Here is an 11,253-nt window from a genome sequence, read left to right on the forward strand (position 1 = left end):
CCTTCCTCAAGGGAAACGGAGAAGGCGCGAGTGTACCGGGCCGCTGCGCGGGCCGGCTCGCCCCGGTGGCCTTCCGCATCCCCAATGCCCTCGCGGACGCGGCGGATCGGGATGCCTTCCCAATAGTGGCAGGCATAAACTGCGAACGGCTCCGCTCACCTCGGGACCGGGCCGACACTTCAAAGGGAGGAAACATGGGAATCGCAATCGGACGTTCGCTGGCACGTGCGGTAGCCGCAGTCACGCTCGTGACCGCCAGCCTGTGCAATGGAACCGCTTCGGCGGTGGAAGTGAAGGAGGGATGGTTTCGCACGAACGACGGATACAAGCTCCACTATCTCGAGGCAGGCAGCGGCGAGACCATCGTGATGATTCCGGGCTGGTCGCAAACGGCGGCCATGTGGAAGCACCAGATGGAACTGGCCGACGGCTACCGCGTCATCGCCCTCGACATGCGCGGCCACGGTGAATCGAGCAAGGGTGACTACGGTTACCGCATGCACCGCCTGTCCAAGGACGTGCACGACTTCCTCGTGCGCAGGAATCTGCGCGACGTCACGCTCATGGGTCATTCCATGGGCGCGTCTGTCATGTGGGGTTACTGGGACCTCTACCGCAAGGAACGCCTGGCGCGGATGATCGTGGTGGACCAGGTGCCTGCCTGTGCCAACAACCCCGGCTGGACCGACGAGCAGAAGAACCAGGCAGGCGGAATGATGAATCCCGACCAGTGGTACGACCTGGGCAACAAGATCGCCGCGTCCGACAGGGAGTTCACCGCCGGACTGCTGGGCGGCATGTTCACCAAGGCCTATTCGCGCGACGAACTCGCCTGGGCGGTGGACGAGAACATGAAGTTCCCCCGCGACCCGGCGGCACGGCTGGTGCTCCACCATTGCATGACCGACTGGCGGGACCTCTACAAGACCATCGACGTGCCGACGCTCATCTTCGGCGGCAAGGCGAGCTTCTTCAAGGTATCGGCACTGCAGTGGATGCAGTCGCAGATTCCGGGCTCGCGCCTGGAAGTCTTCGATGAATCGGAAGGCGGCGCGCACTTCATGTTCATGGAGAACCCCGCCAAGTTCAACGCGATCGTGCGGGACTTCATGAAGCAGTGACACGGGGCCCTGCCGGCGGAAGCGGACCGCTCCGCTCCCGCCGGCCATGGGCGTTCAACGCCGGCGAGTCAGCCGCACCAGGGCGGGCAGGATCGCGAGACCCGCGAGCAATTGCCACCCGGTCATCGGTTCCGGGACCGGCGTGTTGATCTCTCCCGGCGAGTCCTGTTCACCGAACGGGGCTTCGCCCACGATCCAGGGGCCGGTGGCATCGGGATCGCGCAGGATCCGCAGGATCGTGGAGCCGGACGGGCCCACGGTCGAGAAGCCCAGCGCGGTGCCGTAGACGTGGTCGAAACCGGTGTCGCCCGGAGACTTGTGGGCGATGCTCACCGCATCCACGATCCCGGTCCAGGGCATGGTGTCGATCGTTCCGTCGTCGTCGGCATCGAGATCCTGGCCGAAGCTGCCGGTGAAGCCCTGCACCAGAAGGTGGGTCACGTTGTCGTTCGATTCGAACGTGAACGTCAGTTCAGCGTCCGGGGTTCCGAGCAGGAATCCCGCCCGTGCGCCGAAGAAGTAGCCGTCGGACTGGATCGTGAGTCCCGCCAGGCTGGTGACCGACTCGATGACGCCTCCCGTGCCCGTGGACGAGTTCGCGCTGTCGCCGATCACGACATAGGTGAGCCCGTCGAGACTCTGGCCGGGCGACCCGGCAAGCTCGAAGAACGCTTCGTCGGCGTCGCCGGAAAGGCTGGCCGTCCGGATTTCGTTCAGCGTGAGGCCGAAGGCCGGAACCGTCGCAAGACCGGCGCATGCGAGAACGAGGGCTGCGGCGGCGCGGGCGGGGTGCCGGGGCTTGGGCGGATTCGAGCGCGAACTCTGCATTGGGTGTCCCTCCTGTGGAAAGACGTGACGAAGCGTCCGGCACGGCATGAGGTGCCGGACATGTCGCGGCACTCCCTGCAGTGGCGCATGGACCAGCGAGTCGGACAGAAACGATAGCGCGCCTGAAAAGGGCCATCGATGAAACGTTTCGAAGAACCCTGGAGGTCCGGACCCGTCGTTACCCGGCAATATTGACATGGCAGGCGCGAGCGTCTTCGTTCGCTCGTACCCGCGAAGAGCGGTCCTCAGCCGATGCGGAACTCGATCAGACGGGGTCCGCGCTGCCTGGACGCCGACCGGAACGCATCCGCGAACGCTTCCAGCGTATCCACCCGCACGGCCTCCACGCCGAGGCTCTGCGAGAGACCTACCCAGTCGATGTCGGGACGCGACAGGTCGAACAGTTCGTTCGAAGCCGGCCCCGGTTTGGCGCCCACCGCGAGCAGTTCGCCGTGCAGGATCTTGTACACGCGGTTCGCGAAGACGACGTTCACCACGTCCAGCTTTTCGCGTGCCTGGGTCCACAACGCCTGAACCGTGTACATGCCGGCACCGTCGGCCTGGAGGCACACCACCTTGCGGTTGGGCTGTGCAATGGCAGCGCCCGTCGCGCAAGGAAAGCCGCAGCCGATGGCGCCCCCCGTGATCTGCAGCCAGTCGTGCGGTTCGGCGCCGAAGGTCGGCGCGAAGAGCGCGCGGCCCGACGTGACGGCGTCCTCGACCACGATGGCGTTCTCCGGAATGAGCGTGGCGAACAGGGCGGCGAAGGTGTCCGGGGCGAACGCTCCGCGCGGAACGCCATCGGGCAGCGGCACATCGGGAATCGGCACGTTGCGCGGCGCACCCAGTTCGTCCGCCAGCGCGTCCAGCGCGGCGACCGCATCCTGCTCGGGCCGCGCGAGCACCATCACGTTGGCGTCGGGCGGGGACAGCAGACTCGGCTTGCCGGGGTACGCGAAGAACGCCGTGGGCGGTTTCGAACCCACCAGCACCACGGTGCGCATGCCGGCCATCACCTTGAGCGCGTTGTCGATGACGTAGGGGATGCGGTCCACGGGCGGGCGGCCGCGTCCTCGCGCCATGCGGGGCGTCTGCGTCGGGCCGCGCAGGGCGGCGCCGGTCACCGAAGCCACGCGATGCGCCGCGCGCAATCCCGCTTCGGAAAGTGCGTGTCCGGTGAGCGAGAGCAAGGCGGGCTGTCCGTTCCGCAGTGCGATCGCGACGGCACGGATGGTCTCCGGCGCCACCAGGGTTCTCGCTGGCACGGGCAATGGTTCCGCGGGGCCGTCTGCCTCCGACCAGGCCGTGTCAGCAGGAAGGATCAGCGTTGCGATCTGTCCCGGCGGGGTCAGGGCCGCCTGCACGGCAGCCGCCCCATCAGCGGCCACGCGGCTCGACGAGGCGCTCGTGCGTACCCAATGGCACGAGGCCCGTGCGAGCCCCTCGAGATCCGCCGTGAGCGGTGCGTCGTGCGGACGGTGATAGGTGGCGTGGTCACCGGCGATGTTGACCATCGGTGAGTTCGCGCGGCGGGCGTTGTGGATGTTGGCGATGCCGTTCGCGAACCCCGGGCCGCAGTGCAGCAGCGTCGCAGCGGGCTTCTCCGCCATCCGCCCGTATCCGTCCGCGCAGCCGGTGACGACCGTCTCCGCGAGCCCCAGCACGCAGTGCATGCCGGCGACGCGGTCGAGTGCGGCGACGAAGTGCATCTCCGAGGTGCCCGGGTTGGCGAAGCAGGTGTCGATGCCGCTCGCGAGCAGCGTGCGGACGAGGCTTTCGGCGCCGTTCATGACGTTCCCTGACCGGTGAATGAAGCGCCGGAGGCTAGCACGGATGTTCCGCGGGGCCGACCCCGGCAAGGGACGCAGGGTGGCACCGCCCGAAGGCGCCAGAGGGGGGCGCACCCGGTGCAGCCGGGCGGGTCCGAGTTCGCCAGCCGGCGCCTCGTGCAGGGAGCCGGAGGGGCGAACGCGCGCTACAACCCCAGCTCGCCCCACATCGCGTCGACGCGGCTCTTCACGCCGGCCTCCATGGCGATGGGCGTTCCCCACTCCCGCTGGGTCTCGCCCGGCCACTTGTTCGTGGCGTCGATGCCCATCTTGGAACCCAGGCCCGACACCGGGCTGGCGAAGTCCAGATAGTCGATGGGCGTGTTTTCCACCAGGAGCGTATCGCGGGCGGGATCGACGCGCGTGGTGATCGCCCAGATGACTTCCTTCCAGTCGCGCACGTTCACGTCGTCATCGGTCACGACGATGAACTTGGTGTACATGAACTGGCGCAGGAAGGACCAGATGCCGAACATCACGCGCTTGGCGTGACCGGGGTACTGCTTGCGCATCGAGACCACGGCCATGCGGTAGGAGCAGCCTTCCGGCGGCAGGTAGAAGTCGGCGATCTCGGGGAACTGCTTCACCAGCAGCGGCACGAACACTTCGTTCAGCGCCACGCCGAGGATGGCCGGCTCGTCGGGCGGCTTGCCCGTGTAGGTGGAGTGGTAGATGGGATTGCGCCGCGTCGTGATGCGGTCGATGGTGAAGACGGGAAAGCGGTCCTGCTCGTTGTAGTAGCCGGTGTGATCCCCGAACGGACCTTCCAGCGCGGTCTCGCCCGGAGCGATGTGGCCTTCCAGCACGATCTCGGCGGAGGCGGGCACCTGGAGGTCCGATCCGAGGCACTTCACCAGTTCGGTCTTCGCACCCCGCAGCAGACCGGCGAACTGGTATTCCGACAGCGTGTCCGGCACCGGTGTCACCGCGCCGAGGATCGTCGCGGGGTCCGCACCGAGGGCCACCGCCACGGGGAACGGTTCCCCGGGCCGCGCGATGCCGTGATCGCGGAAGTCGAGCGCGCCGCCGCGATGCGCGAGCCAGCGCATGATCACCTTGTCGCGCCCGATGACCTGCTGGCGGTAGATGCCGAGATTCTGGCGCGGCTTGTTGGGGCCGCGTGTGACGGTGAGACCCCACGTGATGAGCGGCCCCGCATCGCCGGGCCAGCAGGTCTGCACGGGCAAGCGCGCGAGGTCGACCTCCGCACCCTCCCACACCTGTTCCTGACAGGGCGCGGAGGACACCACTTTCGGCGCCATGTTGAGCACCTGCTTCAGCACCGGCAGCTTGTCCCAGGCGTCCTTCAGCCCGCGTGGCGGTTCCGGTTCCTTGAGATATGCGAGCAGCTTGCCGATCTCCCGCAGCGCGTCGACGGATTCCTCGCCCATGCCCAGCGCCACGCGGCGCGGCGTGCCGAAGAGATTCGCGAGCACCGGCATCGAGTGTCCTGCCGGCCGCTCGAACAGCACCGCGGGCCCCTGTGCGCGCAGGACACGGTCGCAGATCTCGGTCATCTCCAGCCGCGGCGAGACCTCGGCGCGCACGCGCTTCAGTTCTCCGCGCTGTTCCAGTTGCGCGATGAAATCGCGCAGGTCGGCGTAGCGCATGGGGTCAGAGCACCGGGTTGAGACCGCCGTCCATCGGGACGATGGCGCCTGTCACGTAGGCGGCGCGATCGGAGGCGAGGAACAGCGCCACCTGCGCGATGTCCTCGTCGGTGGCGTAACGCCGCAGCGGCACGCGCGCCGTGCCCTGGCGCAGCAGTTCCTCCTCGCTCACGCCCCGGGCTTGCGATTCCAGGCGCAACGCCTCGCGAAGCCTCTCGCCCAGGGTGGCGCCAGGATTGATCGCGTTGACCCGCACGCCCTTGGGTCCGTGCACATGTGCGAGTCCGACCGTCGCCAGCATCAGCGCGGCATTGGCGGCCCCGCCGGGGAGATGAATGGGCGTGGCGACCTTTCCCCCCATGCCCACGATGTTCACCACCGCCCCCTTGCCCCGCGCGGTCATGCCAGGAACCAGTGCGTCCATGGCGTGGATGTAGGTGAAGTACTTCGCATCCATGGCGGCATGCCACGCCTGGGCATCGAGATCCTCGGGCAGGTAGCGCTTCGCCGCGCCGGCGGAATTCACCAGGATGTCCACCGGCCCGAGCTGTGCTGTCACCTCGTCCGCCATGCGTCTTGCCTCGTCCGGCCGCGTGAGATCGGCGGCGATCGAGATCGGCGGATACTCGCCGGCCGAGTGCAGGCGGGCGGCGGCATGGTGCAGACGCTGTGGATCGCGGGCTACGATGGCCACGCGCGCGCCTTCCTCGATGAACGCGCACGCGCACGCGAAGCCGATGCCCCGGCTGCCTCCCGTCACCACGACCACCTTCTCCGCCAGTTCCAGTTCCAAGTGCCGTTCCCCGCTTATCCGATCGCCGAATCCAGCAGCAGGCCCGCGAATACCGCGGCTCCCACCCAGTTGTTGTGCAGGAACGCCCGGAAACATGCACCGCGATCCCTGCCGCGAATGTGCCACACCTGCCAGCCCGCCAGCACCGCGGCGGCGGCGAGGCCCGCGAAATACCACGCGCCAAGGCCCGCATGCGCTCCGATCGCCGCCATGATCGCCACGAACGCGGCGTGGCACGCCGCCACGGCGGCGATGTCGTACCGGCCGAAGAGTATGGCGGAGGTGCGGATGCCGATCCGCACGTCGTCGTCGCGGTCGACCATGGCGTACTCGGTGTCGTAGGCGATCGTCCAGAAGATCTTGGCGAGCAGCATCCACCAGCACATGGCAGGCAGCGCACCGTCGAGCGCGGCGAACGCCATGGGGATGCCAAAGCCGAAGGCGATGCCCAGGTAGGCCTGCGGCAGCGCGAGGAACCGCTTGGTGAATGGATAGCTGGCGGCGAGAAAGAGCGCCGGGAACGACAGCGCGATCACCAGCGCGTTGAGCGGCAGGATGAGCAGGAACGCGACGAGGCTGAGGACGGCCGCGACCAGCAGCGCTTCCTTGGGGGAGATGCGCCGTGCTGCGAGCGGACGCTGTTCCGTGCGCTTGACGTGCGGATCGAAGTCGCGGTCGGCGAAGTCGTTGATCGCGCACCCGGCGGAGCGCATGAGCACGGTGCCGGCGGCGAAGATCGCGACCACCGCCCAGTCGGGCCGGCCCTCGCCTGCGATCCACAGCGCCCACAGCGTGGGCCACAGCAGCAGCAACGTGCCGATCGGCTTGTCCAGCCGGACAAGGCGTGCATAGAGCGCGAGGCGTTCCCGCATCGGCATGCGCAGCGGAGCCGGCTCCGGAAGGGACGTGCTCACTTCATTGCTCCGGAGCGATGGCGGCGAGGATGCCCTGCATGATCGCAAGAGGCGTGGGCGGGCAGCCCGGCACCTGGACGTCCACCGGAATGACGTTCGCGACGCGGCCGCAGCTCGCATAGCTCTCGCCGAAGATGCCACCCGTACAGCCGCAATCACCCACGGCCACCACCAGCTTGGGATGCGGCGTGGCGTCGTAGGTGCGCCTCAGCGCTTCTTCCATGTGGCGGGACACCGGCCCCGTCACGAGCAGCATGTCGGCGTGGCGCGGACTCGCAGCGAAGCGGATGCCCAGCCCCTCGAGGTTGTAGTACGGATTGCTGCAGGCGTGGATCTCGAGTTCGCAGCCGTTGCAGGAGCCCGCGTCGACGTGGCGGATCGTCAGCGCGCCATCGAACGAACGCAGGACCGCGGCCTTCAGCCGCTCGGCCGCCGTGCGCAGTGCTGCATCGGCGACGGGTGCGGGTTCGGTGACGACGCCCACCCGGGCGATCTGGCGAAGCAGGTTCCACATGTCTACAGATCCACCCCGGCGTAGCTCAGGTTGAACGACTTGTTGATGAGCGGAAAGTCCGGAACGATGTTCCCCAGCACCGCGAGTTCCAGCAACGGCCAGTTCTGCCATGAGGGATCGTGGGGATGACACGCACGCACCTTGCCGTTGTCGCCGCATTCGAGGAACACGAAGACCTCGCCCCGCCAGCCCTCGACCCATCCGACGCCCGTGGCGCCTGCCGGGGCATCGCCGCATTCCGCCGCCACCGGTCCCTCCGGCAAGCGTTCCATGAGGGTGCGCCCGAGCCGGAGGGATTCGAGCGCCTCGTCGAAGCGCACGGCGGTGCGCGCTGCCACGTCGCCCTCCTGTCTCAGCACGAGATTCACCCGCAGCGTGTCGTAGGGTGCGCCGGCATGCCGCACCCGCAGGTCGTGGGGCTGTGCGCTGGCCCGGCCCGCGAGCCCGATGAGGCCCAGTTCGTCTGCCGTCCTGGGGGGCACCCGGCCGGTGCCTTGAAGGCGGTCCTGCAATCCCGCATGTTCGCCGTAGATCTCCCGCAGGCGGGCGAGTTCCGGTTCGAGAAGATCGAGTTGCCTGAGGAGAAGCCCCCTGCCCGCCGGGTCGAGATCGCGGGCCACACCACCCGGGACCACGAAGTCCATGAGGTAGCGGTGTCCTGTCCACGCCGCGTTCGCGCGCAGCAGGTCTTCCTTCAGCCGCGAGAACTGCGCGAGCCCGAATGCGACACCGGCGTCGTTGCCGATGAACCCCAGATCGCCCAGATGATTGGCGATGCGCTCCAGTTCCAGCGCCAGAGCCCGCAACCAGGCCGCACGGGCCGGCACCGTGCATCCCGCGGCCGCCTCCAGCGCCATGCAATAGGCCCACGTGTACGCGACCGTCGAGTCGCCGCTCACCCGGCCGCACAGCCGGGCACCCTCCGCGAGCGTCAGCGACTCGAAGCGCTTCTCGATGCCCTTGTGCTTGTAACCCAGCCGCTCCTCCAGGCGCAGCACCCGCTCGCCCAGCACGGAGAAGCGGAAGTGTCCCGGCTCGATGGTGCCCGCGTGGACCGGCCCCACCGGGATCTCGTGCACGCCTTCGCCGGTCACCGTGACGAACGGGTAGCGGTCCGCGTGCGGCTCGAACGCCGAATGTGGCAGCACGTCGCGCCGCAGGGGATGCACGTCTTCGGGCCAGGCACCGTGGCGCAGCCACGGGCGGCTGTCCTGCGCGTCGAGAACCGCGATGCCGAGGAGATCGCGGACGCTGCGCTGCATGCGTGCCGCGGCTGGAAACCAGGCGTCGAGGCCCGGATAGCGCGGCGACTCGGCAGGCATCGCGTGACGAACGCACAGCAGGGCGTCGGAAAGCTCGTAGGCCGCCCGCACCTCGAATCCCTCGGCCAGATCCCGCCGGTCCGCGCCCCACAGCGCGACCAGCCGGCCGCCCCCCTCGCGCACGCGCCTGGCGCAGTCGCGCCAGGCGATGGCGCCCACGTCGACGGCGTACGCACGGACCTCGCCCGGTACGGGACGCGCGTCGAGTCGAAGATCGGCGACGAGCATGGTCAGCCGATCATCCTTGCCGCTTCGCGATACCACGCGGCGAGATATGGGGGAATGTAAAGCCCCAGCAGCAGCACCAGGGCGAGATGCACGTACACCGGAATGCCCGCCGGCCGGTGCGGCAGTGCGGGCAGATCGGACACGCCGAAGACCATCTGCTGTACCTTGCCGAAGATGGCGGCGAACGCGAGGCCGAGCGCGAGCAGCAGCAGCGGAGTCGTCCACGGATGCTCCAGCATGGCCGTCGTGAGCAGCAGGAATTCGGCGGAGAACACGCCGAACGGCGGCAGGCCCAGGATGGCCAGGGTGCCGATCATGAGACCCCAGCCCACCGCCGGGCTGCGGTGCACGAGTCCGCGGATGTCATCGATGTTCTGCGTGCCGGCCTTCTGGGTGGCATGGCCCACGGCGAAGAAGATGGCCGACTTGGTGAGAGAGTGCACGGTCATGTGCAGCAGGCCGGCGAAATTCGCAGCGATTCCCCCCATGCCGAACGCGAACGTGATGAGCCCCATGTGCTCGATGGACGAGTACGCGAACAGCCGCTTCACGTCCTTCTGTCGGAACAGGAAGAAGGCGGCCACCACGACGCTCAGCAGTCCGAAGCCCATCATGAGGTTGCCCGTCACGTGCGCGCCGATGGCGGGATCGGCCAGCACCTTGCACCGGACCACGGCGTACAGCGCCACGTTGAGCAGCAGGCCCGACAGCACGGCGGATATGGGCGTGGGGCCCTCCGCGTGCGCGTCGGGCAGCCAGTTGTGCAGCGGCACCAGGCCCACCTTCGTGCCGTAGCCCACGAGCAGGAAGACGAACGCGATGCCCATCACGGACGGTTCGAGCTGGTCCTTCACGTTGTCCAGATGCGTCCACAGCAGCGCGTCGCCGCCGGCTCCCGTGGCCTTCACCGCGGCGAGGTACAGCAGGATCGTGCCGAACAGTGCCTGGGCAATGCCCACGCCGCAGAGAATGAAGTACTTCCACGCGGCTTCCACGCTCGCGGGCGTGCGATACAGGCTCACCAGCAGCACCGTGGCGAGCGTGGCGGCCTCCAGCGCCACCCACAGGATGCCCAGGTTGTTGGTCGTGAGCGCGACCAGCATGGTGAAGACGAAGAGCTGATAGACGCTGTGGTACAGGCGCAGAGCGACCGGGCCGACCTTGCCGCGGTCGGCCTCGATGCGCATGTAGGGCCGGCTGAATATCGCCGTCGTGAAGGCGACGAACGCGGTGAGCGTGACCAGGAAGACATTGAAGGCATCCACGAAGAACTGTTCGTGGAAGGCCAGCCGCGGCCCCTGCGACATCACCCGCAGCGTGAGCGCGCACGCGCCGAGGAACGTGAGTCCGCACAGGATCGCGTTCATCTCCGGCGCGCGGTAGACCGAGCCGCGCCAGGCGAGGGCGGCGGCGCCGAGCAGGGGAATGCCGAGGACGAAGACCAGTTCGGACATCAGCGCTCCTCCCGCCGTTCGATGCGCCCGATGTCCAGGGTGTCAAGGTCTCGCGGATGCGGAAGAAGAAGACACCGAACACGAAGGTGCCCACCAGCACGTCCAGGGCGATGCCCAGTTCGACCACCATGGGCATGCCGTAGGTCACGCTGGTGGCCGCGAAGAAGAGCCCGTTCTCCATGGAAAGGAACCCGACCACCTGGGCCAGCGCCGTGCGCCGCGTGATCATCATGAGGAAGGCGAGCAGCACGCAGGCGGTGGCGATGCCCAGGGTGCCCCGCGTCACGGTGCCGGCGAAGGCCGAGATCGGCAGCGCGACGTTGAACGACACGATCACCAGCGCCACGCCCACGAGCATGGTGGCGGGGATGTTCAGCACCGGTTCCACGCCACCGGCCATCTCCAGACGGCGCACGAGACGGCGCAGGATGAGCGGCAGCGCGACGACCTTGAGCGCGAGCGTGAGCGCGGCGGAGTAGTACAGGTGCGTCTGACCGGTCGCCCATCCCGTGAGCAGCGTGGCGGCCGCCAGCAGCAGGCCCTGCGTGGCGAAGAGCTGCACCAGGCCCAGCACGCGGCGCTGCGACAGCATGGCGAACGAGACCAGCAGGAGCAGCGCGGCGAGGAAGTTGATGACCTG

At 68.1% G+C, this 11,253-nt stretch carries 10 protein-coding genes; 2 read left to right on the top strand and 8 right to left on the bottom strand.

The features are described from left to right. Nucleotides 1-194: 194 nt before the first annotated feature. Nucleotides 195-1,121: an alpha/beta hydrolase gene (locus IPK20_05485; GenBank protein ID MBK8016217.1), complete on the top strand. Its 927-nt coding sequence runs from the start codon at nucleotides 195-197 to the stop codon at nucleotides 1,119-1,121. A gap of 54 nt (nucleotides 1,122-1,175) precedes the next feature. Here the strand turns inward: IPK20_05485 and IPK20_05490 are convergent, their stop codons facing one another. From IPK20_05490 to IPK20_05525, 8 genes are all read right to left on the bottom strand, one after another. Beyond that, on the bottom strand, nucleotides 1,176-1,949 hold the full coding sequence (locus IPK20_05490; protein ID MBK8016218.1) for a hypothetical protein: 774 nt from the start codon (nucleotides 1,947-1,949) through the stop codon (nucleotides 1,176-1,178). 245 nt (nucleotides 1,950-2,194) lie between these two features. Continuing rightward, nucleotides 2,195-3,739, bottom strand: coding sequence for an acetolactate synthase large subunit (locus tag IPK20_05495; protein ID MBK8016219.1), 1,545 nt, complete (start codon nucleotides 3,737-3,739; stop codon nucleotides 2,195-2,197). Between the two features lie 185 nt (nucleotides 3,740-3,924). Continuing rightward, nucleotides 3,925-5,388, bottom strand: coding sequence for a 4-hydroxy-3-polyprenylbenzoate decarboxylase (ubiD, locus tag IPK20_05500; GenBank protein MBK8016220.1), 1,464 nt, complete (start codon nucleotides 5,386-5,388; stop codon nucleotides 3,925-3,927). Between the two features lie 4 nt (nucleotides 5,389-5,392). Beyond that, a complete protein-coding gene (locus IPK20_05505; protein ID MBK8016221.1) occupies nucleotides 5,393-6,181 on the bottom strand; it encodes an SDR family oxidoreductase in 789 nt (262 codons plus the stop codon). A gap of 14 nt (nucleotides 6,182-6,195) precedes the next feature. Continuing rightward, nucleotides 6,196-7,059, bottom strand: a complete 864-nt coding sequence (gene ubiA, locus IPK20_05510; protein ID MBK8016222.1) for a 4-hydroxybenzoate octaprenyltransferase — start codon at nucleotides 7,057-7,059, stop codon at nucleotides 6,196-6,198. A gap of 37 nt (nucleotides 7,060-7,096) precedes the next feature. Next, entirely contained in the window at nucleotides 7,097-7,609 is a 513-nt protein-coding gene (locus IPK20_05515; GenBank protein ID MBK8016223.1) for an NADH-quinone oxidoreductase subunit B family protein, read from the bottom strand. Nucleotides 7,610-7,611: 2 nt separating this feature from the next. Continuing rightward, on the bottom strand, nucleotides 7,612-9,159 hold the full coding sequence (locus tag IPK20_05520; protein ID MBK8016224.1) for an NADH-quinone oxidoreductase subunit C: 1,548 nt from the start codon (nucleotides 9,157-9,159) through the stop codon (nucleotides 7,612-7,614). Between the two features lie 2 nt (nucleotides 9,160-9,161). After that, nucleotides 9,162-10,613 carry a hydrogenase 4 subunit F gene (locus IPK20_05525; protein ID MBK8016225.1) on the bottom strand — a complete coding sequence of 484 codons (1,452 nt, stop codon included), beginning with the start codon at nucleotides 10,611-10,613 and terminating at the stop codon, nucleotides 9,162-9,164. 152 nt (nucleotides 10,614-10,765) lie between these two features. On the opposite strand from IPK20_05525, the gene IPK20_05530 reads away from it, so the two are divergent. Continuing rightward, entirely contained in the window at nucleotides 10,766-11,092 is a 327-nt protein-coding gene (locus tag IPK20_05530; protein MBK8016226.1) for a hypothetical protein, read from the top strand. The last annotated feature ends 161 nt before the right edge of the window (nucleotides 11,093-11,253 follow it).

The organism is Betaproteobacteria bacterium, assembly GCA_016713305.1.
Taxonomy (GTDB): Bacteria; Pseudomonadota; Gammaproteobacteria; order Burkholderiales.

Bases quoted from the DNA above. Each gene is read 5' to 3' on its own strand.
- IPK20_05495 (MBK8016219.1), bottom strand. From the start codon at position 3,739: ATGAACGGCGCCGAAAGCCTCGTCCGCACGCTGCTCGCGAGCGGCATC.
- IPK20_05525 (MBK8016225.1), bottom strand. From the start codon at position 10,613: ATGTCCGAACTGGTCTTCGTCCTCGGCATTCCCCTGCTCGGCGCCGCC.
- IPK20_05490 (MBK8016218.1), bottom strand. From the start codon at position 1,949: ATGCAGAGTTCGCGCTCGAATCCGCCCAAGCCCCGGCACCCCGCCCGC.
- ubiD (MBK8016220.1), bottom strand. From the start codon at position 5,388: ATGCGCTACGCCGACCTGCGCGATTTCATCGCGCAACTGGAACAGCGC.
- ubiA (MBK8016222.1), bottom strand. From the start codon at position 7,059: ATGCCGATGCGGGAACGCCTCGCGCTCTATGCACGCCTTGTCCGGCTG.
- IPK20_05520 (MBK8016224.1), bottom strand. From the start codon at position 9,159: ATGCTCGTCGCCGATCTTCGACTCGACGCGCGTCCCGTACCGGGCGAG.
- IPK20_05515 (MBK8016223.1), bottom strand. From the start codon at position 7,609: ATGTGGAACCTGCTTCGCCAGATCGCCCGGGTGGGCGTCGTCACCGAA.
- IPK20_05485 (MBK8016217.1), top strand. From the start codon at position 195: ATGGGAATCGCAATCGGACGTTCGCTGGCACGTGCGGTAGCCGCAGTC.